A 25,115-nucleotide genomic window follows, 5' to 3' on the forward strand; every position below is an offset into this window, starting at 1 on the left:
TGCTGCTATTTGATCTTTCTTAGCTTCTTCTTTTGCTGCTACTCCATTTGCCCATGTGATTGCATCGCCTTTCCATACTGCTATGTCTACTGGCTTCAATCCTCCTAGTGCTGTTACTTCTTCTGCTATGGAGTATTTATAGTTTGCATTATATGTTGCTTCGCTTACTGCTCCCGATGTCGGAACTTTTGGTGTCCATGGGTTTTGTAAATCTTGAGTATATTCTTTTTGATCTTTTGTACCTTGTACTGTTAATGCTTTTATAGCGTTTGTTAATGATTCATTGTCATATTGAAGGCCTTTTTTAACATCTATATATAATTTATCTTTGCCTTGGTAAGGACTTTCATTTGTGAAAGTACCTTCTACACCATCGGCTTTATTTTCATTAGCATCAAAAGTAAGTCTTACATATCCTTCAGGTGTAGGTACAGGTGTTCCGCTGTCAGCTTGTGTTGGATCTACTGGAGGTACTAAAACATCAGCTTGATATGCAAGTTTTATTGTTCCTTGTTCTTTTGCATTAGGTGCGGAAATGTCAAGTTTATAATCCTTACCATCTATTGTTACCTTTTCTCCAGTTGTCTTTCCATCAACTTTAAATGTTAGACCATTTGCTAGTTTATTTGCCTCAACTTCATCAAAATCTTCAGATTCCCTAAAGTTTAATGTTTCACTTTTATTTGTAAGTTTAATATCTTGAATGTCTGGAAGTTCATCTATTGTAACATTAGGCATAGTATCTGAGTCTTGTGGCATACCTTCATTTAATGGATTTCCATAGGGATCTACATACTTTACTTCTGCAATTGTATTAGGTAGTTGCATAACTCTAAAGCTAAATTTAATACCTGCTCCATCTTGCGTACTTGTAGGTCTTGATGCTACTGCCATGATTTTAACATTGTTATTAAAATCAACTACTATTGATGCACTACCTGTCATTGAACCGTCTTTAGGCCATCCTACATTATAAGTAGTAGTTCCATCTTCAGTTAATGTTGCAAAATTTTCTTTTACATGTGTCTTTCCATCATTTGTATTCCATCTTGCAGTAATTTTAAAAGATTTGTCAGGGAATACTGACCAGTCAAAAGCTTGATTGTCTAAGCCCACTGTTGTTAGCTCAATTGTCGTGTCATCAGATTCACTTTGAGGTGCTCTCATAGGTTGTGGCATTGACCTAAAAGCAGTTGATCCAGAAGATTGTGCTTCATTAGTGCTTCTCTTACTTCGCCTAGAATTTGCTTTTTCCTTTGTATTTATAATATTTGAATCGAATTCAAATACTTCTTGATTACCTTCAACTCTTCCTTTTAATTGTCCGTCAGTTTTTCCTTCAAGTGCACTGCTACTTAAAGCATATGCAGTGTCCGCAAAAATTGAAAACATCATTAGAAAGACTAACAAAAATGAAAGTAATCTTTTGCTGTTTTTCATATATTTACCTCCTATAAGGGGAGGTCATCCTCCCCATATAATTAATAGTTGTCTTACTCAATATCTAATAGTAAAGGGTTTGTAGTATATAGTTTTCCGTCTTTTTCAACTGAACCAAATACTTTTACAATGTCTCCACTTTGAAGTTTGTAATTGTTGTCAAATGTTAATTTAACAGAATCGCTTGTATTTGCAATAGTTGCTCTTCCTGTAGCTTTTTCTTGTCCGTCGCTTCCTGTTACTGTCAATACTACATTAATGTTTTCCATATTTCCAAATACTCTTACGAATTTTCTTCCTGCTCTTGCACCTAGTACCTCAACTTGACATACATAAGTTGGCGTATAAGCTACTTCTTTAACAGATTTGTTTCCAAATTGGTCTTTGGCAATTATCCACATAGTTGGAGGAGTATTGCCATTTTCAACAGCAGTTCTTACAACTTCATTGATATAGTCAGAGACTATCTCTTTATTTTGTTCTACTTTAATTTCAAACTCATGAGTTTCATTGCCTTCTGTTCCTTGATCACCTGCAGTTCCAATTTCAACAGTAATCTTTCTATCAAGTGTAATTTCATCAAGAGTTCCAGTTAAGTCAATAAATCTTCTGAATTCTTCATCTTTAGCTGTAAAGTTTGTTACAGGGCCTTGTGTGTCAAGTTTAACATATTTTTTGTTTTCTTGACCTTCTTCAGGAGTGTATGGTCCGTTTCCAACTAATGTCGAATCTGCCGGAATTTGTCCCGGTTGGATAGTAGTTATACGGATTATATCTCCATTATTTACGCCATCAAGAGTAATAACTTTTTCTGTGCCAATTTCATTATCTTCAGCTTGAAGGTATTCTCCAACTGCATCCCAACTCTTACCATTAAATACTTCAGCTATATACTGTGTTCCCTTATTAGGCTTATTTAAAGTAGGATTTGGAACATAGAATTTAATTTGAGGTTTACCATCTGGATCATTTTCAATTTGTCTCATGGTATCTACAGGTGTTGAAGTTTTTTGTTCTTCAATTACTATTCTACCTGTAGGCCCTTCAATTTCTTGTCCTGATTTTTCTACTATATAAGAAGCTACAATTTCTTTTCCTTCTTGTCCGCTTAAATCTACATCTCCTACTACTAATTTTCCGTCTTGAACTGATGCTGTTATACCATCTTTTGTATAAGTTCCATCAGGTTGTTTTTCTAGAACTACTTCACCTGTACCTGGAATATTGAGTTTTATCTTCTTTATATCTGCGTTTTGTTCAGATTCAGACCATTTTAATTCGAATTTAACGTCTGTATCTTTTACAGGGTTAAATACTGGTTTTGGAATATCTACAGGTGTTGAAGTGTTGTAGATAGTATATCCTGTTACTTCTTTTAATCCTTCAACTTCTTTAGTGATAGACTTTCTTGAAGTTGCTGAAGTATAGGCATCTACACCGATGTTGTAAGATTGATCCTTTGCAAGTTTATCTCCATAAGGATTTCCAGCATCGTGGTGAATATTTAATGGTGCATTTGCATCACGTAAAGCTGTACCATCAGCTTGGTCTACTCTTACATAGGTTTTGATCCCTAAAGCTCCCCAGTTGTCCTTTGTAAAATTGTTGTATGCATCTTCATCTGTTACTATAGCTGAAACATAAGATCTTCTCTTACCTACTTCATCAAAGCCAGGTACTTTCCATTTTAATTCGTTAGGTCCGTTTACAGTCCATTGCTTTACTTGTCCCTTTAGAGGATAGTAGTTTGCATCAGCATGAACTGTTGGAGTTCCATAGTCAGTAACTGCTGTTCTGTAAAGAAGCCCTACTTTTACATCGTGTTTTTTAGCTTGGTCTACATTGTCAACATATTCTCCAACTACTACTGGATCCTTTGTTATATCCTGTTTTGGATCAATATTCTTAAATGAATGAACAACTTCAACATCAAAGAATGGTCTATAATTTGCATATAGATGAATGTCATTACCCTCTTCAATCATTGCTTTAAGATTTGCAAAGTTTTGATCTCTTCCTTCAAAGGAAACTGAGAAACCATTAGGTATTGATCTTTCACTCTTAAATTTATTTTGTTTAATAATAGAATATGCTTCTGTTCTCTTTAAAATGCTTACTGTTTTACCATTATCTTTTGCGATTCCTTGTTCCATTTCACCTATTCTTTCATTGTTGTTCCCAGCACGAAGAACTGATGTCGCAGGATCATTTGTAAATCTATCCGCAGTCCATCCTATGAAAGAATAATTAGGCATATTAAAAGTCTTCATAGAATCTTCAAAGTCGCCTTCTAATTTTCCATTTGTATTTGCATATGGTACTTTTGGAATTTGTTTAGCTACATATTCGCCCTTTTTACTCATTAAAGTTGGAGAAGTTGTAGCATCAATAAGCTTATTTGTAGCATCAATATCTGCTACTGTAATTGGAATTCTAACAATTGTTTCATTTTTAGAGTCAGCTGTGTTGTTTGAGTGTAGAATAATATTTATTCCCTCTCCATATACTGCATATACTGTTCTTTCCTTATCTATTGGAGATTTTTCGTCAAAGATATAGTTTTCACCAACATCTACATTATTCCACTCATTAAGATCTCTAATTGTCTTATCTAGTTCTCTAAATTGTTCAGCTGCTGTCTTTCCACCAGGTATATCAGTAAGTTTTTTAGTTGTCCAACCTAGAATTCTCTTTCCTTGTGGAACATTAATATCTTCCTTAGTTGGCATTTGTCTTAATTTTAAATCATCACCTTCAAGTTTTTCTCCTCGGTGATCATCAAATTTTACATTGTCTCCTGTAAATCCACTTGGAACATAATCCGGATTTTCTTCTCCAGTAGAAGGATCATATTTATAATTTATATTTAATGGTGCAATCTTTTCAATTGTGTCAAAACCGCCAACTTTAGATTCTTGTCCATTTAAATCAAATGTAACCTTTGCTTGAACTTGTTCAATTACATCTTCTCCTTCAATAGATCCTGATAATATATATCTATTGTTGATAGAAATTGGCATATCTTTTTCAAGCTTCTCAGGCAATTTGAATTTTTCATATTGTTTTAACTGTTCCGCTCCTGCAATATTTGGGTTTGATGTCATAAATTTATAACCAGTATATTTTACATTTTCACCATTTTCAACAAATATAACTTCCTCTCCGACATTTGAAGCCGATATTGTTTGTTTTAGCAATTTATTTTCATTGTCAAGAACTGTAGGAATCCTAAATGCCATTTCTGCACGGTCATAGTATGAATATCCAATAATTTCTTTTGAATCTGTGAAAACTTCTTCTACACGTGGTCTAATTATTGTTTGAACAAGTGCCCCGCCCGTTAATGTAGGTGAGAAATCTAATACTCTTGGTTTGTGTTCAAGAACTGGGTTTGTAAACTCTATACTGCGATTATTAATAACCATTGTCAATGTTTGTGATGATAACGGTTTGTTGAGTTCTCCATTATATCCTCCACGCAAGCTGATTGTTTCACCCCTTGGAATCTTTATATCAACCGGTACTGTCCAAATAAATTCCTTAAAGGCATTAGAGCCTGTCGCTGCTCCTTGTACCTCAATATTTTCTCTAAAATTAATTGAATATTGATCTTTTCCAATTGTAATTTCTTTGTAAGGATCATAGTATGTTAATGCTATCTTATATCCTTGGTTGTCGTTAAATTTAAGGTTAACCTTCTCGCCTGCCTTTAAAATAATATCTTCATCAGCTTGAGTAGTCCAGCAAGTCGTTCCATAACTATCTTGGTTTACAATTGCAGAATAAAATGCATATGATTTTAAACCATTCTCTTTAATGATTTTATTTAAAACATCTGTTTTTACATAATATCTAACACGAGTAGATAAACCGGAATTAGGTGATAGAGTACTATTTAAAACTGTATTTGAAAAATCCTGAGAAATAATCTTAGTATTTATTCCGGATGCATAATCCCAATCTGATTTCCATTCTTTAGCACCAATTTGAAGAAAAGCTAAATCATCTTTTACAGTAAAATCATTTTTTGATAAGAATATATTACGACTCGGATCAGTACCATTATTGTTTCCATAAGGTTTATCAGTATTATCAAGGATAGTAACTTCTGCAACCGTACCGTTAGCTCTTGTATCATCTAAGATATTTAAAAATGATGCTTCTACAGATTGTCTAAATCCAAGAGGATTTTCTTGATTTCTAGCACCACCATAAGATGAACCCGTCGGTGCTTTTGACTGCTTGTATATAACATCAATAATGCCCGCATCCAAGTCATAAGTTACATATGATGTTGCAGCATCAAAGGGAGTAGTATTATTAACAAAAAAGTTGTTTAATTCTTTTTTGTAATCTGTACCTGCTAGCGGAATAACAGTAGTAAAGGTATATGCGTTATAAGAAGCTATTGGGTTTTTATCTGATGCTCTTGCAAACACTCGTTCAAACCTATCATCCATAAGTCTTGCTTGTATAAGGATTTGAGTTTTAAAATCTTTTATAGACTTTCCTTCATTTAATACAAAATCCATAGGAATTTCTGTTTTATATGCCACGGCATTATTTCCGGCATTATTTAAGTCTTGATAATATATTCCTTCAGCACCAAATACAGATTCTGAATTTGCCAATTGACTAAAGGGTTGTATTTCTTGGTTACTTCTGTAATAGTCGTGTCTAGCTCCAGTGTTAAGTCCTTTATACATACCTGTTTTTAGCGTCTTTCCTTCTGTTGTCTTGGAATATTTCCAATCAACAGCATCAATAAACTCCTTTGGGAATTTTAAAACTAAATTCTTCCAAACGCTACTTACTGAAGTTTGCTTTAAATTGTATGTCAGTCTTATAACCTCTCTTCCGTCTGAGTTGGTATAGGTTCCTACATAACTAATTGACGGAGTTCTCTTAGGTTCAAATTCACTAACTCGTACTAATTCGTTGTTTTTAGATAAAGGCCATGATTCTTTTGAAGTGGCTGTTTTATTAACAGTCTCGATATTCCAATCAGCCTTTTTTACTTCTGCAAAGATGTTCATTGGCATTATTCCTATTAGCATTATTAATGCTAGGAATAGGGATAAATATCTTTTTGTCATTTGTTTTTTATCCATTTTTTTCTCCTTTCTATTTTTTTGGATTTAAAACTTAATTTTCTCTTATCGCCTCCCATTGTCCAGAACACTATCAACTATGTTAGTTTCAATTATATTTCTTGCATAGTTTAGGACTGCATTATTATGTATAATATTATATAAAATTAAAATGCATCATTCAAGTGTAAATTTTTTAATTTTTCTTAATATTTCAACATTTTCTCCTAGTTCACCCCCCCCCCCCCGGAAATTTTGCACTTTTTATGTACAATCCTTTCACGCATGTTTGTTTGATATTCTATGAATTATTATAGATAGTTGACTTAAATGCTAATCTTTTCATATTGTGATTTTTTGTTCTATAAATTTTTTTGAATACTTGTGTTTTTGTAGAGTTTTTTTTATTTTTACTTTTCTCTAGTGTCAGGTTTAATTTTGATTTTCCCTTTATTTTATTTGCTTTTCTTTAAATAAAATTTATAGAAAACTTATTTTTTCCAATAAAAAAGACGACTATTGCCGTCTTTTTAATCTTATATTTTATTTTTCATCTATTATATCTAGTGCTATCTCTATATTTTTCTTTGATTCTCTACGCATTTTTTCAGTGTTTTCTATTACTTTTTCTCGCCTTTCTTCTAAGTTGTCCAAGGCACGCAGTGTTTTTTTGAATAATTCTTCTGATGTGAAGTTTTCTACATCTACATATTCGCCAATTCCAAGTTCCTTTACCATGGCTTCGACTTTTGGGTCATAGATTATTCCCACCATGGGAAGATTTACGCTTGCTGCGTAAATTAAGGAGTGAAGCCTCATTGCTTCGAGGAGTTTTAGTCTTTTAAATATTCCCATGAGTTCTCCTGCTGAATAGGTGTTTTCTATTAGCATGACTTTGTTTTTATTTACACATTTTTCTGCAACTTCTCGAGAATAGACATTGTCCCTTGGTGTGTGGAAGGGAACTAGTAATATATCGTAGCCACTTTCTATTAAGATATCTATGGTTTTTGCAAATTTTTCTTTTATTGATTCGTCTTTTTTGTGATCTCTTATGCAAAATCCTATTGTGTTATCTGTTATTTTTATGTCTTCAGCTTTTAGTATTTCGTCAACTCTTTCTTCATCTGCTGGTTTTAGGGTGAAGACTGGATCTGCTGTAACTTCTACATTTTTATTTGTTACTCCTAGTTCTTTTACAAATTCATAGGACAATTTATCTCGCAATGTGATGTAGTCTACTTTGTTTAATACTTTTTTTGTCAGTATTCTATTTAATTTCTTGTCAATTGGTCCAATTCCATTGGCATATACGTAAACTTTTTTTCTAAAAATTTTTGCTATTATTATCACCGATAAATAATAGATAATGCTCCTCGTCGATGTTATATCCTGAAGTAGTGATCCTCCTCCCGACAATAAAAGGTCTGCATCTTTTATTGCTGAGAATAGTTCGGGTAATGAAAATCGATTTACTGCATCTATGCCGTAAACTTTTTTTGTCTTCTCAGGATTTTTTGAGAGTGCTGTCATTTTTATTTCTTTATTTAATTTTTTAAAATCTTCAACCATGGCTTTTAATATTGCATCGTCGCCAGAGTTGTCAAATCCAAAGTATCCTGATACTAGAATTTTTTTCATACCGCTCATTTTATCACTCTGTTATAGCTTCTCTTTCTGTTTTATTTTCTTCTATTGTTTCTGTGCTTTTTTCTGTAAATTCTTTTTCTCTTTCTATTTTTTCTATTTTTATTGCTGTAAATATTATGCCAAGGACAATCCAGAAGGTAAATATTATTCTTGGAATGTATAAAAAGTGTTCTACTAGTCCATGACCCATTATGCCTATTATGCTGGCGAAGAGTCCTGCTCCAAGGTATTTAAAATACTTGTCTTCTGATTTTACTAGGTTTGTATAATCGTATTTTAATGCTTTTAATAATAGTAACATAAAAAAGATAAATCCAACTATTCCTATTTCTGCTGCTATTTCAAGATAGGTGTTGTGTGCGTGGTATATGGGCATGGTCCTAATATACTTTTCAAAGGTTTCTTTAAAGGGCATATACCCAAAGCCAACGCCTGCCACTAAATTATCTCTTATTACTTCCTTTGTAATTTGCCAAATTTTTATTCTATATAGATTTGATGTGTCCACTGTTGAGCCTATGGAAGTAATTCTATCCACGACTTTTTGCGGAAGCACTGCAAGTCCACCTAAAATTATTGGCACTCCTAATAATAAAAGTCTTCTATCTACTAATAAGACAAAGGCAAGTGCTGCCAGTGCAATTCCTACCCAGCCACCTCTCGATAATGTCATTACAATGCATATAAGAAGTATACCCGTTGATGCTGCAAAAAGAAATTTTTTCTTCATGCTCTTTGTATGCCAAGTTATTCCCACTGCAATTGGTGTAATTAGTACAAGGTATTCTGCCAAAATATTTGGGTTGAAAAATACTGAGTAAACTCTTACTGCAATGTCTGTGTTATTTTCTGTATCTAACCACTCTGGCCTCATCTCTACACCTGTGAAATATTGCATTACTCCAAGTAATGCGACTACAAGTGCCGACAAAAGCAGTGTGGATATAAAGGCATTGAGTTCGCCCTTTGTCTTTATAGAATTTGTCATTGCAAATAAAAAGGAAATCCCTGCTGCATTTAGTGCCAAATCTCGAATTGAGCCCGATGGGTCAATTGATGTTATAGTTGAAAAAACTATTATGAAGGCAAATATTGCAATGGGCACAGTTCTTGCTCCTACTGTGAATTTTTCTTTATAAAGTGCTGCTCTAAGTAGCACAAAAAATCCCATGGATAATAGCATTATTAGTCCCAAGGCATCTGGTACAAAGGGATATAAAAATGCTGATGCAAAGAGTCCAATTTTTATGTCATATATTACAAGTAAAAGGCCGCTTATGCCTATAAAGGCTGCCAAGAAAATTTTCGTTCCTAGAAAATAATATATTATTGTCAAGAAAAGTGCTGATAATAATATAAAATTAATTTTTTTTGATTTTACCACCAGTTTTCACCGCCTTCATCTAATTTGAAAAAGCTAGTGAAAAATTCTATGAACTTTGATCCTCTAATTATTTCCATGTATTTTCCCTTTAGTAGTGAAAGGAGTAAACCAAAAACTATAAATGCTAGTGGGAATATTAGTTTTGCCTTAATTATCAATGAAATAATTAATGTAAAGATCCCTGTATAAAACATAATGTTTGAGATAATACCCACAATTTGGTCAAAATCATCAAGGGATGTCATTAGAGAACCAAGAAAAAAGGAGTTTTTTTTCATTGGTACAAAAATATTTCCCAGTAGGTTCATAAATTTTTCTATTAAGTTAAATAATCCTCTATATATTTTGTAAATAAAGGTATGTTCAAATAAAACTTTATCGCCTGCAAGGACACTTCTAGTCTTTGAATTTGCAAAAGTTTTTGCTATTGGTTTTGTTATAAAATCCTGTGTCCTTTTTGTTAGTGAATTTTCATAATATTCACTAAAGGATTTGTGAATTTTATTTAGAAACCTTATAGTTAATGAATTAATAATAATCACCTAGTTCTTTAATTCTATGCCAAGAATTGTCATAAATGTTGTAATATTTTTATTTTTTATTCTCATTTCTGCACCTATTCTTATTTGTTCAGTGCCAACTTGATAAAAATCTTCTGTTTCCTTTACATCTGCATCAATTGTCATAATAACTCTATATTTTCCGGGAACTTCTGAATTGTAAAATTTGCCTTGATATTCGGTCTTGTCTTTATAGGGTTCAACTTCTGCTGCAACAATTTTGCCAAGGTATGTTCCCTTGTCGTAATCGAAGATTTTATCTCCTACTTTGATATTATTTGCTGTAACATCTCTTACATCCTTTACTTCAGCTGTTATAACGCCCTTTTTTGTGCTTGCTTCTCCTACTGCTGCTTTTGTTCCAAATCTTTTTACTCCCACTGCAACAAGTGCAAGGATTAAAATTATTACTAATAGATCCACTATATTAATTAGTCCAAAAAGTCTGCCTTTTTTGTCAATTATCTTCATGTTTTTCTCCTTTTAATATTTCATCGTAAATTTCTTTTTGTCTCTCGCCCATTGATTTGTGAGAATATTTTTCTATTACTTCTCTTTTTATATTTTCGCCAAGTATTTTTAGTTTTTCTCTATTGTTGTAAAGTTCTAAAATATATTTTGCAAGGGACTTAAAGTTTCCAATTGGGAATAGATACCCCGTATAATCTTCTTTTATTATTTCAGGAATGCCGCCAGTTTTTGTGGAAATTGTAGGCACATTTAACATCGCCGCTTCTAAAATTACATAGGGAAAGGACTCTGAAATGCTAGTTAGCACATTTACATCTATGGCATTGAAGAAAGAATATTTATCTCTTACAAAGCCAAGGAAGTAAATATTTTTGTCGATTTTAAAGGATTTTGCCATATCTTGCAATTTTCTCTTTTCATCGCCTTCTCCTGCTACGAGAAAAATTATGTCTGGATTTACTTCTAGGGTTTCTTTGCAAGCTTTTATAAAAGTTTCGTGATCCTTAACTTTGTCTAATCTTGCTGCTATACCTACTAAAAACTCTCCGTTGTAATTTACCTTATGTCTTTCCAAAAAAGCAGTTTTTGGGATGTAGTCGATTTTCTCATCTATGTCAATTCCATTGTAGAGAACGTGAATTTTATTTTTGTCAAAACCTCTGTCTTCTAGCATCTTTTTAAAATTATCACTTACACAAAGGTAGTGATCAAATTTTTTAAGTGCTCTTTTGTTTAATGTTGTGTAGATTATGTTTTTGTAAAATGAGTCCTTGAAGTCAAGCATATAATCTGAATGGATTGTCGTAATCATGGGGACATGTATTTTCTTTTTTAAAAACATACAAATAAAATTAGCTCTCGCACCGTGTGCGTGGACTAAGTCGTATTTGCCATTATTTATTTCGTCACTTAATTTAGAAACGACGGAAAGGTCAGATCTTTTTTCCTGTGGATATACTTCTATGTCTATGCCACGTTTTTTTGCTTCGTCATAAAAGGTGTCTTTGATGAAGCAAATTATTTTTGTTTCAACTTTTCCATTTAGGCCCTTCATTAGTGTAAAGATATGTGTCTTTGCACCGCCTGTGTCGCCGCCACTAATTAAATGGAGAACTTTTGTCATAACTCTCCTCCTTATCTTTCTTATTATACAATAAATTCTAAATAATTTTAACAGTTTTATATTACAAGATAATTTGAATGTCTTTTGCTTTTTATCTTCGTGTATTTATGCCTAATTTTATTTTATTTTTATAGTCTTTGAAATTTTTATAAAAAAAGTCTTGCTTTTTTATTTTAAAAGTGATTTAATAAAAAAGATAAAAAAATAGAAAATCAGTCCAAGGACTGAGTAAAATCATGTCCTTGTGCATGATTTTTTTTTGAGCAAATTTAATTACCTTAAATTTTTTTTGCCCATTTTTAAGAATGTTTGATCTTTTATTTGGAAAAGGAGAAAAAAATGCCAAGAGATAATTCGATTAAAAAGACGCTAGTAATAGGATCTGGTCCCATTGTAATAGGGCAAGCTGCTGAGTTTGACTACTCAGGTACTCAAGCTTGTGAAACTTTGAAAAAAAATGGTGTTGAAACTATTCTTGTAAACTCAAACCCTGCTACTATCATGACTGACAAAGGTATTGCCGATAAAATTTACATTGAGCCAATAACTATTTCTTTTATAGAAAAAATTATTGAAAGGGAAAGACCTGACTCTCTTATTGCTGGTATGGGTGGACAAACTGGTCTTAACATGACACTAGAACTCGACAAGCGTGGAATTTTAGATAAGTATGGAATAAAAATTATAGGAACTGACATCGAAGCTATTAAAAAGGGCGAAGATAGAGATATTTTTAGAAAAACTATGGAAGAAATTGGCGAACCAATTATCCAATCTGAAATTACGAATACACTTGAAGAAGGAAAAATCCTCGCAAAGAAAATCGGCTATCCTTTAGTAATTAGACCTGCCTTCACCTTAGGTGGAACTGGCGGTGGTTTTGCCTATAATGAAGAGGAACTTGAGGAAGTTTTATCTCACGGCTTGAGCCTTAGTCCAGTAAAGGAATGTCTTCTTGAAAAGTCCATTCGTGGTTGGATGGAAATTGAATTTGAAGTTATTAGAGATTCTGCTGGCGAAAAAGTTATTGTATGCGACATGGAAAATGTGGATCCCGTTGGCGTTCACACAGGCGACTCTATTGTAGTTGCTCCTTGCCAAAGTCTTGATAGGGATGTACTTCAAAAATTAAAAAATGCTGCGCTAAATATTGTTGAAAATGTAAATGTAATCGGCGCTTGTAATGTTCAGCTTGCACTTAACCCAGAAACTTTGGACTACGCAGTTATTGAAATCAACCCTAGAGTTTCTCGTTCCTCTGCCCTTGCGTCAAAGGCAACTGGATATCCAATTGCAAGAATTGCGACAAAGCTTGCCCTTGGATTAAACTTAAATGAAATCGAAAATGAAACTACTGGCGAAACTATTGAAAATTATGAGCCTAATTGTGATTATGTAGTTGTTAAAATTCCTAAATGGCCCTTCGACAAATTTAAGTTTGCAAATAGAAAACTTGGTACAAAGATGATGGCAACGGGTGAAGTTATGTCAATTGGTTCTTCCTTTGAAGAAGCTCTATTAAAGGGAATTAGGTCTCTTGAAATTTCAAAATTCTCACTTGAGTCTAAGTTCTCTGAAGAAAGAACTACTGAAGAACTTAAAAAGAGAATTAAGTTCCCCGATGACGAAAGACTTTTTGATGTTGCAGAAATTATTAGACGTGGACTTTCCCTTGAGCTTATCCACGATATAACTGGCATCGACCTTTACTTCTTGAAAAAAATCGAAAATATAGTTCGTGAAGAAGAAAATCTAAAAAATTTAAGCATGGATACAATTAAACCTGAGGAACTTTTAAAACTTAAAAAGTTAGGTTTTTCTGACAAAACTATTGCTAAGGCTCTAGGCGTAGAAATGGAAGATGTCATTGAACTTCGTGAGAAAAATAAAATCCTTCCTAATTATAGAAGAGTTGATACTTCTCCTTTTAGAAAAAACGGCGCCTACTATTATTCAACTTATGAAAAGACAGATGAAAATATTGTTTCTGAAAATAAAAAAATAATCGTAATTGGTTCTGGTCCAATTAGAATTGGTCAGGGAATTGAATTCGACTATTGTAGCGTTCACGCAATCAAGGCTCTTATAAAAATGGGCATCGAAACAATTACTATTAACAATAATCCAGAAACTGTTTCCACTGACTTTGATACATCTGACAAACTTTACTTTGAACCACTTACTGAGGAAGAGGTTAAAAGCATTATTGAGATAGAAAAACCACTTGGAGTAATCCTCGCCTTTGGTGGTCAAACTGCAATTAAGCTTGCAAAATACCTTCACTCACAAAAAATCAACATCTTGGGAACAGACTTCTGTGACATCGACAGGGCTGAAGACAGAGAAAAGTTTGATGAAATGCTTGAAGATTTGAAAATTAATAGACCTAAGGGACGTGGTGTCTTCACTGTTAAAGAAGGACTTGACGCAGCTAGTGAACTTGGCTATCCTCTACTCGTTAGACCATCCTATGTGCTTGGCGGTCAAGGAATGCAAATAACTTATGACGAGGAAAGTTTAAAAACTTATTTGCAAAGTGCCTTTGAAAGAGATTCAGAAAACCCAGTTTTAATTGATAAATATTTAGTTGGTCGTGAAATCGAAGTTGATGCAATCTCCGATGGCAAGGACGTCCTAATCCCGGGAATAATGGAACACCTTGAAAGGGCAGGAGTCCACTCTGGCGACTCAATTACAATTTATCCAAGTATTAACATCTCAAATGAAATTAAAGAAAAAATCTTGGATTACACAAAGAAAATTGCAAAGGCTCTTCATGTAAAGGGAATGATAAACATTCAATTTATTGAATACAAAAATGATTTATATATAATTGAAGTAAACCCTCGTGCATCAAGAACTGTTCCCTACATTTCAAAGGTTTCTGGCGTGCCAATAATTGATCTAGCTACAAAGACTATGCTGGGAGAAAAACTTTCTGATCTTGGCTATGGAGTGGACATTTATAAGGAGCCAAAACTAATGGCAGTTAAAGTTCCAGTGTTCTCTATGTCAAAACTCAATAGAGTAGAAATTTCTCTTGGCCCTGAAATGAAATCCACTGGCGAAGTCCTTGGAATTGGCAAAGACATTGATGAAGCACTTTTCAAGGGATTTTTGGCATCAGGTTCAGCAATTGAAGATAAGGCTTCAACAGTTCTTGCAACAGTAAATGACAACGACAAGGCGGAATTTATTGAAATTGCAAAATCAATGAAGGATTTAGGTTACAATTTCATCGCAACTAAGGGTACTTGTGAACTTCTTAAGAAAGAGAGCATTGACGCAAGAGAAATCGGAAAAATTAATGATCCAAGACCAAATATCCTAGATGTAATAAGAAAGGGCGAAATCGACATTGTAGTTAACACTCCAACAAGGGGCGGCGACTCAACAAGAGATGGCTTCAAAATTAGAAGAATGGCAACAGAATACGGTATCGACATAGTTACAAGCCTCGACACATTAGCAGCAAGAGTAGCTGTAAAAAATAAAAAGTTCCACGAAGAAAACATGGATATCTACGAAATATCAGAATTTTAATTAGCCTTTACTTTATCTTTAAGTATAATTTAAGATTTTGATTTTGAATTTATTAAAATTTCTTATAAAGAAGAAAGCCTCAGCATAATAGTGCTGAGGTTTTTAAATTTCCTAACTATTTAATATTTAATTTTTCTTTTAGCTCCTCTATGGCACTATCTAGTTTTTCTTCGTCTAATTCTCTATTTTTATTCTCAATTGCCCTTTCCACTAGATCTCTCAGTTCGTCGTCCTCTTCTTTTTCTAATTTGTCTAGGGACATCTTTACAAGTTTGCCAAGTTCTTTAAACTTCATGACTACTCTGTGTTCATCTGCAATGTGTTCCATTAAAAATTCAAAAGTCCAATCTGAATTTGTTTCTGTGAGGACGCACTTATTGTCAACCATTACGCCTTCATTCTTTAGTGCAATTAAAAAGTCGCGCAAAATATTTCTATCGAAGTTAGAAAACACCATTAATTTATTTTCGTCTTCTAGGCTTTCATTTTTTCTCAAATCTAAATTAAAGAGTTCGCCAACTTTTTTTTCTAATTCTTTTTCTGATATTTTATTTATTTCAATTTCATATTCTCTTGCAACTTTTTCTGTGATTTCCGTCTTTTCTTTTTCTAGTCCATATAATAAAATTTTTTTCACTTTAACACCTCTATTTTAATTTACCCAAATTTTTTTTATTTATTGGGTATATTATTTTTGAGGTGATTTTATGAGGCTAAATAAGGGCGATGAAGTTATTTACGAAAGAACTTTTACTGAAAAGGATTTAAGAGATTACGCAGAAAATGCAAACTTTTGGGGCAAGCACCACGAAAGCCCAAACGATAAGGGAGAATATCTTTTGCAGGGACTTTTAACTGCAAGTCTAACTAATAAAATTGGCGGCGACTACGATATTTTGATGTATAGAATGGAATTTGATTTTTTGAAAAAAGCTTATACGGGAAGAAAAATTAAATGTGTTAATATAGTCGATAGTGTGGAAAATAAGCGTGGCAAAAATTTTATCGATATAACTTCAGATGTATATGACGAAAATGGCGACCACCTTCTCCATGGATTTTTAAAGGGAATATTATTAGATTAATGATTTACTGCATGTTCTTTCATGCAGTTTTTTATCGCCTTCTAGGCTCAATTTTTGACCAGTTAATTAAAATTTCTTTACTTTTCTTTTAATTTTTATATATTAAATAAAGAAGATAAAAATGAAAGGGGCAAAAATGGATTTTGAAATTATAATTGATGAAAATTTTCACGAGCCAAAAACCGTAATTTATACTAATGAAATTACTGAAGATGTGCTCAGAGTTAAAAATTTTGTTTTGGAAAATTCTGATAATTTATTAATTGGTTTTTTTTGTTCTAAAATAAAAATTTTAAAGCCTTCAAAGATATATAGAATTTATACAGAAGATTCTAAAATATTTGCTGAATCTATTGAGGAAAAATATTTGATAAAGAAAAGAATCTATCAACTGGAGGATGAGTTAAAATCAAAAAAATTTGTTAGAATTTCAAATTCTGAACTTATAAACTTAAACTTAGTTGAAAGTTTTGATCTTTCCTATTCTGGAACTATTTCAGTTAAGATGAGAAATAACTCTACAACCTTTGTTTCTAGAAGATATGTGAAAAAAATTAAAAATATTCTTGGTGTTTGAGGTGAGATTATGAAAAAATTTATTACAAAAGGTCTGCTTGGTATTTTAATTTGCGAATTTATACTCCTTATTTTATCTTTAGCTTTTTCTTATTTATTTTTAAAGGGCGATTTTTCTCTTGCTAATCCTGCACTGTTAAAAAATTCAAGTTCAGTGTTTAACGCAAGTTTTACTTCTGTTTATCTTTCTGCCCTTCTCGGTATGGTTTTTGGAATTGCATCTGTTGTTTGGGAGGAAGAAAAGTTTTCCCTTCTCAAAAGAACAATAATTCATTTTCTATTGACAAGTTCTTCTATGTCTTTTGTCGGATATAAGTTGTTTTGGTTTGGAAGGTCTAGTGCATCTTTTGCCTTTTTCTTTATAATATATATATTAATTTATCTAGTTATTTGGGCAATACAATATTTTATTTATAAAAAAGAAGTTGAAAAATTAAACGCAAAAATAAAATAATATAAACAATGAGTATAATAAAAAAGCACTCTATGCTTTTCAATAGCGTGCTTTTCTACTTTTATAAAATTTTATTTTTCTCCAATTACTTCAATTTTATATCCATCTGGATCTTTTATGAAGAAATAATGATCTGACTTGTCTGAAAGTGCTTTTAATTCTGTTACATCGTAGCCCTTATTTTTTAGTTCTTCTCTAAAACTTTTCAGATCTTTCTAAGTCCTTTACTCTAATCATCGTGTGTAAAAATTTCATAGCATTCCTCCAATTTATTTATACCAATATTTACCACTAATACACAATTTCCATAAAAATATCCATTGAAAATTTTACTAATCAATAGATATCCTTATCTTTACATATAATGATAGCGACTTAAAATATTAGCTAAATAGTCTAAATATTTTAGGCTATCTTCTTTTTTATCTTCTTCTTTTATTCCTCTATATAGAGAAATTTCTTCAAAAATAATATGTTGATCTACGCTAAAAAGCTGCGTCTTTTTTTCAAATAATAGATAATAATAATCTAACTTGTTAGAATCTTCGTTGCCTAAAAAGTATATTTCTGTCTTTTTATTTTTTGGTATTTTATATATCACAAGTTCTAATATTTCGTTGCAAAATTTTTCAATTTCACAATCATTTATCCAATTCATTAAGATAAATTTAAATCTTACTCTATTGTCCCTTATATATTCTGAAAAGCCAATTTTATATGCATCATATCTATCTTCTATCCAATTTAAAATTTCATCAGATGATTTTTTTCTAGGAAGATCTAAGGTTTTATATAGCCCCTTCATATAATCATACACATTAGTTTTTTTACACTTCATATTCCATTCCCATTTTGATAAAGTTTATATGTTTTTCAACAATTAAATTTTTTCTATATAGTTGTAAAAAAAATCAATATTAGTTAAATAGTCTAAATATTTTAGGCTATCTTCTTTTTTGTCTTTTTCTGTTATTCCTCCATATAAAAAAACTTCTTCAAAAATAATATGTTGATCTACGCTAAAAAGCTGCGTCTTCTTTTCAAACAATAGATAATAATAATCTAACTTGTTAGAATCTTCGTTGCCTAAAAAGTATATTTCTGTCTTTTTATTTTTTGGTATTTTATATATCACAAGTTCTAATATTTCGTTGCAAAATTTTTCAATTTCACAATCATTTATCCAATTCATTAAGATAAATTTAAATCTTACCCTATTGTCCCTTATATATTCTGAAAAGCCAATTTTATATGCATCATATCTATCTTCTATCCAATTTAAAATTTCATCAGATGATTTTTTTCTAGGCAATTTTAAATTTTTATACTTTTCTTTTATAATTGTAGCTTGATTCATCTCTTTATAGTCCATCCACTATTTCACTACTTGCGACAAATTAATTTAATAATTTTTGACTACAATATCCTATAAAATAGAGATTAGCATCAATAGTGCAAAGGTATTATTTATAATATAATAATTTTTTATTATATTAATTCTGCATTTACTTTTTCTATTTTTTCTTCTTTAAGTTCGTCCTTTGAGATAATATCTTTAACTTTCATTAGCCTTGTGATATTTGCTCTTTCGCTTTCGTCGAGCTTTGAGCGAATATATTTTATTGTTTCTTGCAAGTCTGGAATTGTCTTGTACTCAAGGGCATTTACTCTTCTTCTAGTCTTTTCAATTTCATTGGCTAAAAGTTGTGCTGCTTTTTCCTTTTGTGTAAGTTTCAAAAGTTCTTCCATTACCTCTGTAAGTTCATCAATAGCGGAGTCAAGATCCGATGTTGTTTGTGCATAGCCATAGGGATAGCGTGATGCGTCTTCAGATGTTTTTTTTGTTATAAATTTCATCTCTGGCACATCTACAGACATTACATTTTTCTTTTTGATTTCAACAAGTGTTTTCATTGTTGGAAGGGAAATTGCTTCTTCAAGCATTTCTGGACTCATGGCAGCTGATGCCATTAAAAATGCTTTAAAGGAATTTTGCAATTTTTCTTCCACTTCTAGTCTTAACTTTTTATTTTCCTTTATGAGAGTTATAAATTGTCTCATAAGTTCGTCTTGTTTGTCCTTTAAAAGCTTATGACCTCTAGTCGATGTTTCTAATTTGCCCTTTAAAAGGGACAAATTCATTCTAGTGGGATTTATTTTAAGTCTTGTCATTATAATCCCTCATTTTCTAAATTTTTATGATCTTGAGGTCCTTTATTATTTTTCTCCTTATCGCCTAAATATTTTTCGATTAATTTATCGTCAATTCTCTTTAATTCAGTCTTAGGTATTAGAGAAAGAAGTTCCCAACCTAAATTTAATGTTTCTTCTATTGATCTATTAGTTTCAAAACCCTGTGATACATATTGTTTTTCAAATAAGTCTGCAAATCTTGCAAAAGCTTTGTCAGTTTCTGATAGTGCTGTTTCTCCAAGGATTGCAGAAAGTTCCTTTGCTTCTTTACCTGCGGTGTAAGCTGCATAAATTTGGTTCATTGTATCGGCATGGTCTTCACGAGTTTTTCCTTCGCCAATTCCCTTATCTTTAAGTCTTGAAAGGGATGGAATTGCATTAATTGGTGGTTCTAATCCTTGTTTATATAAATCTGTCGATAAAATTATTTGTCCTTCAGTAATATAGCCCGTTAAGTCTGGGATAGGGTGAGTGATATCTCCTTCTGGCATTGTCAAAATAGGAATTTGTGTAATGGAGCCTTCTCTTCCTTTAATTCTTCCTGCTCTTTCATAAATGCCTGCAAGGTCTGTATATAGATAACCTGGATAACCACGTCTGCCTGGAACTTCCTTTCTCGCTGCAGATACTTCTCTTAGTGCTTCTGCATAGTTTGTCATATCTGTCAAAATTACAAGAACGTGCTTTCCAAGTTCAAATGCTAGATATTCTGCTGCAGTAAGTGCCATCTTTGGAGTTGCAAGTCTTTCAATTGCTGGGTCATTGGCAAGGTTCATGAATAAAACTGCTCTATCTATGGCACCAGTCTTTGTGAAGTCATCTATAAAGTATTGTGCTTCTTCAAAGGTAATACCCATTGCTGCAAAGACTACGGCGAAGTCTCCACCAGAAAGTACAGTTGCTTGTCTTGCGATTTGTGCTGCTAGTTCGTTGTGTGGAAGTCCTGCTTCGGAGAATATTGGAAGCTTTTGCCCTCTAACAAGAGTGTTAAGTCCATCTATTACAGATACACCTGTTTGGATAAATTCAGAGGGATAGTCTCTTGAAACTGGATTTATTGCAGTTCCGTTGATATCAATTTTTTCTTTAGGAATAATCTTTGGGCCACCGTCAATTGGTTCGCCAAGTCCATCAAAGACTCTGCCAATCATATCTGGTGAGACGCCAAGTTCAAGTGGTTTTCCCAAAAATCTTACACTTGTATCCATTAAATTTATTCCACTAGAACCTTCAAAAATTTGAACCATGGCCTTGTCGCCTTCGATTTCTATAACACGTCCACGTCTTTTTTCGCCGGTTTGAAGTTCGATGTCCACAAGTTCTTCGTAGGTTGCGCCTTCTACTCCTTCAACAGTCATAAGAGGTCCAACGACTTCTGTTACTGATTTATATTCTTTAAGCATCTTCATCACCGACCTGTTCTAATTCTTTAAGTTCACTGTCAATTTTATCTTTTATTGCGTCAATTTTTTCTAATTCATCATTAGGTATATACTTCATTCTCGCAATATTTTCTTTTACATCAAGTTTTTCTATTTCACTAAAGTAAGCACCCTTTTCCAATGTTTCTTGACATTTGTCGTAGAAGTAAAGGATTGTATCAAGCATCTTGAATTGCTTTTCAAGAGGACAGAAAGTATCTACATCGTGAAAGGCATTTTGTTGTAAAAAGTCTTCACGAATTGACTTTGTAGTGTCAAGCTTAACTTGGTCTTCATCTGATAATGTATCACGACCTACAAGTCTTACAACTTCAAGTAATGAAGTTTCTTCTTGTAAAAGTGCCATGGCTCTTTTTCTCAACAAAGAAAATCTCTTATTTACATTTTCGTCTAAATACCTATCAATTTTAGTTTGATAAAGTGAATAGGAATCAATCCAATTTATAGCTGGGAAATGTCTTTGGTAAGATAAATCATAATCAAGCTTCCAAAATATTTTTACAATTCTAAGGGTGTTTTGAGTAACTGGTTCAGAAATATCTCCTCCCGGAGGGGAAACTGCACCTATTACAGAAAGCGCTCCTTCTCTTTCTTCGCTGCCATTTACAATAACACGACCAGCTCTTTCGTAAAACTCTGCAATTCTTGAGCCAAGGTATGCTGGATATCCTTCGTCGCCAGGCATTTCTTCAAGACGACCAGACATTTCACGAAGGGCTTCTGCCCAACGAGAAGTTGAGTCAGCCATCATTGCAACGGAATAACCCATATCTCTAAAATATTCTGAAATTGTGATCCCTGTGTAAATTGATGCTTCACGAGCTGCTACTGGCATATTTGAAGTGTTGGCAATAAGCACTGTCCTCTTCATAATTGATTCGCCAGTTGTAGGGTCCATTAGCTCTGGAAATTCCATAAGTACATCTGTCATTTCATTTCCACGTTCGCCGCAACCTACATAGACAACTATTTGTGCATCTGCCCATTTTGCAAGTTGATGTTGTACAACTGTTTTGCCTGAACCAAAGGGTCCTGGAATGGCAGCAGTACCTCCCTTTGTAATTGGGAAAAATGTATCTATTACTCTTTGTCCAGTAACTAGGGGTTCTTTTGGATCGATTTTTTTCTTATAAGGTCTTCCCTTTCTTACTGGCCATTTTTGTATCATCGTAAGATTTTTGTCGCCTATTTCTGTTTCTATTGTTGCAATAGTTTCTTCTACTGTAAAAGAGCCTTCTTTAATATCTTTTATCTTGCCCTTTATCCCATTGGGTACCATGATTTTATGCGTTACAACTGCTGTTTCTTCAACTGTACCGAGAATATCTCCTGCTTCAACTTCATCTCCAACATTTGCAACTTTTTTAAATTCCCATTTTTTTTCTCTATTTAAAGGATTTACTACAACTCCTCTTTTTAAAAAATCTCCGGCTTCATTTCTAAGTCCAACAAGAGGTCTTTGAATTCCGTCAAACATTTGCTCAATCATTCCAGGACCAAGCTCAACGGAAAGTGGCGCTCCTGTTGTATATACTTCATCTCCAGGGCCAATGCCTGTTGTTTCTTCGTAAACTTGAATGGAAGCCTTGTCGCCTCTCATTTCAATTACTTCGCCAATAAGTTTGTCTTTAGAAACTTCTACTACGTCATAGACATTGGCATCTTCCATGCCACTTGCCACGACTAGTGGTCCGGATACTTTAATTATCTTTCCTGATTTCAATAAAGCTCCTCCTCATAAAAAGGTGATTAATCACCTAATATATTTGCTCCAACTGCCTTTTCAACATTTTTATTTAAGTTATTCATGCCAATACCAAGAGTTCCCTTGTTAGAAGGAATTACTATAATGGCAGGCAATAATTTGTCATTATATCTATCAATGGTATTAGGTATTTTTTCTGCAAGTTCTTCTGTTATATAAATTACACCATAATCTTTTTTGGCAAGGGCGTCAACCTTGGCTCTTGCATCTTTTTCTTCGTAACTCACGAATACATCTATTCCAATAGCTTTAAAGGATAGAACTGAATCCTTATCGCCAATAACCGCTATTTTATACATAACTATCACGCAACTTTTCTCTAATAAATTCACTATCTAGTCCATTTAATTTAGAAACTAAAATAATTCTAAGATTTTTAATTTCCATTTCTTTAGCCAAAGCATTAGCAAATATAATTTCTGGACCATAAGTGATGTACTTTACATCTTTTATCAAATCTATAAAGTAATTGTCCATCTCTTTTTCAAAGTTTGAAAGATTTCCTTTCTCCTTAAAAGAATCTAAGGCCTCTTTAATATACTTGTAAATATCAAGTTTTTTAAAGGCATCTGTATCTGAGCTTATATCTCTATTTAATAAATCCATATAAGTTTCTTCTCTGACATTTCCGCCTATTATGATTACATTTCTCAAGAATTCAGAATCTTTTTTTTGCTTTTTAGCCCTAAGAAGTGTTCTAATATTTGTAAAATCAATTAAATTTTTTGCATATTTTATAAATAGATCAACTTCAGACTCTTTTGCAAGTTCAAGTAATTCCTTGAAATAAGCGTTGTCGAGATATATATCAATTAGCTGTGGATCTTTTTTTTCTTCGTAAATCTCCTCAACTTTTGCTATAAGCTCAAAATATTTATTCTTTTTGCTGCCTTTAATTAAAGCATCTCTATATTCTTTTAAGTCAAAATCTCCAATGTTCATATAAAGATCTTTTAAGTCCTTTTTCCCAATATCTTCTTTTATTAGCACTTTTAAATTGTGATAAAAATACTTCAATGTTACAAGAAGAATGGGAATTTTGGAAGGAGAAATATCGTAAAGTTCGTCATAAAACCTTGTTAGCTCTTCTTTTAAAATATATTCATATTCTGTGGGAGAAGAGATTTTATTTATATACTTGTTATAAACTGTATCAGATAGAGATCTAAGTGCGTCTTCCAAGGAATCCCCTTCAGAAATCCTTATAAAGTTTTCACTTTTTAAAAGCTCCTTTTCCAAGACTCTAAGTCTTGTGGAACTTTGGATAAATTTACTTCTATCCATTTAACCACCTTTTCCTCTTAACTGAAAAGTTTTTCAGCTAAAAATTTTTCTAACTCTTCTCTTTCAGATTTTACAATAGCTCTAAAGTCGCCATTGTAAATTAAGTTTCCATTGTGTAGGACAAATCCTCTATCAACATCCTTGTTAGATACTTTAAAACCAAGATTTGCATTTTTAACTGCTTCTCTATATTTACTTGGTACATCTAAAATAGAGTTTTTATCCTCTACACCTTCAACATTGTTTTTTACAAATTTTACAAAATCTTCTTCTGATAAATTTTCAAGTTCTACAATTGCTTTTTCAAGAACTCTATCGATGACCTTGTGCTTTTCCGCTAAAATATCATCTCTCGCCTTTAGTTCGGCACTTGATTTTACTCTTTTTAAAATGTCTTCTCTTTCTCTTTTTGAGATTTCATTAATTTTATCAGCTAAAAATTTTGCATCATCTTTTCTATTTTCTACAATGGTGTTTTTTTTATCTTCAGCCTCTACTATAATTTCATCTGCCTTTGTTTTTGCATCCTCAATAATTTTATTTAAAATATTTTCAAGTCCTGCCATAGTATCACCTAGGCTCTAAATAGGATAAAGAATGAAATTGCAAAGGCAAGAATTGCATAAAGTTCAACCATTACTGCAAAGATAATACCCTTTGCTTGTTGTTCTTCGTTTTTTGCCAAAATATTAATACCAGCAACAGAAACTTTACCTTGTGCAACTGCTGATACAAGTCCAGCAAGCCCAATTACGGCACCACTTGCCATGTACATGAATCCAGTATTTACTGGGGTTTCAGTTGAAAGTCTAAATAAAATAAGTAGTCCAATTACAAATCCGTAAAGACCTTGTGTTCCTGGAAGTAGTTGAAGTACAAGAGATTTACCAAATTTTTCTGGTTCGTCAATTACTACTCCTGCAGCAGCTTCTCCTGCCATACCTACTCCCTTAGCAGATCCTGCACCTGAAAGTGCAACTGCAAAGAAAATTCCAATTGATCCTAAAATCAATCCACCATATTCTCCCATTAATCCATTTAACATTTTAATCCTC

Annotated in this window: 21 protein-coding genes; 4 read left to right on the forward strand and 17 right to left on the reverse strand. The window is 32.6% G+C overall.

The features are described 5' to 3' along the window. From HKO22_RS04965 to HKO22_RS04995, 7 genes are all read right to left on the reverse strand, one after another. On the reverse strand, positions 1-1,440 hold a 1,440-nt coding region (locus HKO22_RS04965; protein ID WP_169968973.1), incomplete at its 3' end, for a hypothetical protein. A 53-nt stretch (positions 1,441-1,493) separates the two neighbouring features. Further along, a complete protein-coding gene (locus tag HKO22_RS04970) occupies positions 1,494-6,551 on the reverse strand; it encodes a hypothetical protein (RefSeq protein WP_169968975.1) in 5,058 nt (1,685 codons plus the stop codon). Positions 6,552-7,073: 522 nt separating this feature from the next. Further along, positions 7,074-8,180: a polysaccharide pyruvyl transferase CsaB gene (csaB, locus tag HKO22_RS04975; RefSeq protein WP_235932818.1), complete on the reverse strand. Its 1,107-nt coding sequence runs from the start codon at positions 8,178-8,180 to the stop codon at positions 7,074-7,076. 4 nt (positions 8,181-8,184) lie between these two features. Next, positions 8,185-9,564: an O-antigen ligase family protein gene (locus HKO22_RS04980; RefSeq protein WP_328818862.1), complete on the reverse strand. Its 1,380-nt coding sequence runs from the start codon at positions 9,562-9,564 to the stop codon at positions 8,185-8,187. Beyond that, entirely contained in the window at positions 9,558-10,106 is a 549-nt protein-coding gene (locus HKO22_RS04985; RefSeq protein WP_075659100.1) for a hypothetical protein, read from the reverse strand. Before HKO22_RS04985 ends, HKO22_RS04980 begins: the two co-directional genes overlap by 7 nt. Beyond that, entirely contained in the window at positions 10,107-10,595 is a 489-nt protein-coding gene (locus HKO22_RS04990; protein ID WP_075659101.1) for a DUF4330 domain-containing protein, read from the reverse strand. After that, positions 10,582-11,718, reverse strand: coding sequence for a glycosyltransferase family 4 protein (locus tag HKO22_RS04995; RefSeq protein WP_075659102.1), 1,137 nt, complete (start codon positions 11,716-11,718; stop codon positions 10,582-10,584). Before HKO22_RS04995 ends, HKO22_RS04990 begins: the two co-directional genes overlap by 14 nt. A gap of 339 nt (positions 11,719-12,057) precedes the next feature. Here HKO22_RS04995 and carB point away from each other — a divergent pair, with 339 nt between their 5' ends. Continuing rightward, positions 12,058-15,261, forward strand: a complete 3,204-nt coding sequence (carB, locus tag HKO22_RS05000) for a carbamoyl-phosphate synthase large subunit (protein ID WP_169968985.1) — start codon at positions 12,058-12,060, stop codon at positions 15,259-15,261. 115 nt (positions 15,262-15,376) lie between these two features. Here the strand turns inward: carB and HKO22_RS05005 are convergent, their stop codons facing one another. Then, positions 15,377-15,898 (reverse strand): DUF3783 domain-containing protein, encoded by a 522-nt coding sequence (locus HKO22_RS05005; protein ID WP_169968987.1) that lies wholly within the window; start codon positions 15,896-15,898, stop codon positions 15,377-15,379. Positions 15,899-15,968: 70 nt separating this feature from the next. On the opposite strand from HKO22_RS05005, the gene HKO22_RS05010 reads away from it, so the two are divergent. From HKO22_RS05010 to HKO22_RS05020, 3 genes are all read left to right on the forward strand, one after another. Next, positions 15,969-16,346: a hotdog family protein gene (locus HKO22_RS05010; protein WP_075659104.1), complete on the forward strand. Its 378-nt coding sequence runs from the start codon at positions 15,969-15,971 to the stop codon at positions 16,344-16,346. 121 nt (positions 16,347-16,467) lie between these two features. Next, a complete protein-coding gene (locus tag HKO22_RS05015) occupies positions 16,468-16,923 on the forward strand; it encodes a LytTR family DNA-binding domain-containing protein (protein WP_235932819.1) in 456 nt (151 codons plus the stop codon). Positions 16,924-16,932: 9 nt separating this feature from the next. Further along, entirely contained in the window at positions 16,933-17,376 is a 444-nt protein-coding gene (locus HKO22_RS05020; RefSeq protein ID WP_169968989.1) for a DUF3021 domain-containing protein, read from the forward strand. Between the two features lie 355 nt (positions 17,377-17,731). Here HKO22_RS05020 and HKO22_RS05025 read toward each other — a convergent pair whose 3' ends face one another. The 9 genes from HKO22_RS05025 to HKO22_RS05065 all read right to left on the reverse strand — a co-directional run bounded on the left by HKO22_RS05025 (position 17,732) and on the right by HKO22_RS05065 (position 25,105). Continuing rightward, entirely contained in the window at positions 17,732-18,214 is a 483-nt protein-coding gene (locus HKO22_RS05025; protein WP_169968991.1) for a hypothetical protein, read from the reverse strand. A 42-nt stretch (positions 18,215-18,256) separates the two neighbouring features. Then, entirely contained in the window at positions 18,257-18,748 is a 492-nt protein-coding gene (locus HKO22_RS05030) for a hypothetical protein (protein ID WP_169968993.1), read from the reverse strand. 116 nt (positions 18,749-18,864) lie between these two features. Then, on the reverse strand, positions 18,865-19,548 hold the full coding sequence (locus HKO22_RS05035) for a V-type ATP synthase subunit D (protein WP_075659110.1): 684 nt from the start codon (positions 19,546-19,548) through the stop codon (positions 18,865-18,867). Continuing rightward, the gene (locus HKO22_RS05040; RefSeq protein ID WP_075659111.1) at positions 19,548-20,972 is read right to left on the reverse strand and encodes a V-type ATP synthase subunit B; all 1,425 of its coding nucleotides are present in this window, start codon (positions 20,970-20,972) and stop codon (positions 19,548-19,550) included. Before HKO22_RS05040 ends, HKO22_RS05035 begins: the two co-directional genes overlap by 1 nt. After that, the gene (locus tag HKO22_RS05045) at positions 20,965-22,734 is read right to left on the reverse strand and encodes a V-type ATP synthase subunit A (RefSeq protein WP_075659112.1); all 1,770 of its coding nucleotides are present in this window, start codon (positions 22,732-22,734) and stop codon (positions 20,965-20,967) included. Before HKO22_RS05045 ends, HKO22_RS05040 begins: the two co-directional genes overlap by 8 nt. A gap of 26 nt (positions 22,735-22,760) precedes the next feature. Beyond that, a complete protein-coding gene (locus tag HKO22_RS05050; protein ID WP_075659113.1) occupies positions 22,761-23,075 on the reverse strand; it encodes a V-type ATP synthase subunit F in 315 nt (104 codons plus the stop codon). Next, complete coding sequence (locus HKO22_RS05055) at positions 23,068-24,060, reverse strand: V-type ATP synthase subunit C (RefSeq protein WP_075659114.1); 993 nt, start codon at positions 24,058-24,060, stop codon at positions 23,068-23,070. The genes HKO22_RS05050 and HKO22_RS05055 overlap by 8 nt, the downstream gene beginning before the upstream one ends. Positions 24,061-24,077: 17 nt before the next feature. After that, the gene (locus HKO22_RS05060) at positions 24,078-24,626 is read right to left on the reverse strand and encodes a V-type ATP synthase subunit E (protein ID WP_169968995.1); all 549 of its coding nucleotides are present in this window, start codon (positions 24,624-24,626) and stop codon (positions 24,078-24,080) included. Between the two features lie 8 nt (positions 24,627-24,634). Then, on the reverse strand, positions 24,635-25,105 hold the full coding sequence (locus tag HKO22_RS05065; RefSeq protein ID WP_075659116.1) for a V-type ATP synthase subunit K: 471 nt from the start codon (positions 25,103-25,105) through the stop codon (positions 24,635-24,637). Positions 25,106-25,115: the final 10 nt, after the last annotated feature.

The sequence above is a fragment of the Peptoniphilus faecalis genome, from assembly GCF_012976305.1.
Lineage (GTDB): Bacteria > Bacillota > Clostridia > Tissierellales > Peptoniphilaceae > Peptoniphilus_A > Peptoniphilus_A faecalis.

Bases quoted from the DNA above. Each gene is read 5' to 3' on its own strand.
- HKO22_RS04970 (WP_169968975.1), bottom strand. From the start codon at position 6,551: ATGGATAAAAAACAAATGACAAAAAGATATTTATCCCTATTCCTAGCA.
- csaB (WP_235932818.1), bottom strand. From the start codon at position 8,180: ATGAGCGGTATGAAAAAAATTCTAGTATCAGGATACTTTGGATTTGAC.
- HKO22_RS04990 (WP_075659101.1), bottom strand. From the start codon at position 10,595: ATGAAGATAATTGACAAAAAAGGCAGACTTTTTGGACTAATTAATATA.
- HKO22_RS04995 (WP_075659102.1), bottom strand. From the start codon at position 11,718: ATGACAAAAGTTCTCCATTTAATTAGTGGCGGCGACACAGGCGGTGCA.
- carB (WP_169968985.1), top strand. From the start codon at position 12,058: ATGCCAAGAGATAATTCGATTAAAAAGACGCTAGTAATAGGATCTGGT.
- HKO22_RS05010 (WP_075659104.1), top strand. From the start codon at position 15,969: ATGAGGCTAAATAAGGGCGATGAAGTTATTTACGAAAGAACTTTTACT.
- HKO22_RS05015 (WP_235932819.1), top strand. From the start codon at position 16,468: ATGAAAGGGGCAAAAATGGATTTTGAAATTATAATTGATGAAAATTTT.
- HKO22_RS05020 (WP_169968989.1), top strand. From the start codon at position 16,933: ATGAAAAAATTTATTACAAAAGGTCTGCTTGGTATTTTAATTTGCGAA.
- HKO22_RS05025 (WP_169968991.1), bottom strand. From the start codon at position 18,214: ATGAAGTGTAAAAAAACTAATGTGTATGATTATATGAAGGGGCTATAT.
- HKO22_RS05030 (WP_169968993.1), bottom strand. From the start codon at position 18,748: ATGGACTATAAAGAGATGAATCAAGCTACAATTATAAAAGAAAAGTAT.
- HKO22_RS05035 (WP_075659110.1), bottom strand. From the start codon at position 19,548: ATGACAAGACTTAAAATAAATCCCACTAGAATGAATTTGTCCCTTTTA.
- HKO22_RS05040 (WP_075659111.1), bottom strand. From the start codon at position 20,972: ATGCTTAAAGAATATAAATCAGTAACAGAAGTCGTTGGACCTCTTATG.
- HKO22_RS05050 (WP_075659113.1), bottom strand. From the start codon at position 23,075: ATGTATAAAATAGCGGTTATTGGCGATAAGGATTCAGTTCTATCCTTT.
- HKO22_RS05055 (WP_075659114.1), bottom strand. From the start codon at position 24,060: ATGGATAGAAGTAAATTTATCCAAAGTTCCACAAGACTTAGAGTCTTG.
- HKO22_RS05060 (WP_169968995.1), bottom strand. From the start codon at position 24,626: ATGGCAGGACTTGAAAATATTTTAAATAAAATTATTGAGGATGCAAAA.
- HKO22_RS05065 (WP_075659116.1), bottom strand. From the start codon at position 25,105: ATGTTAAATGGATTAATGGGAGAATATGGTGGATTGATTTTAGGATCA.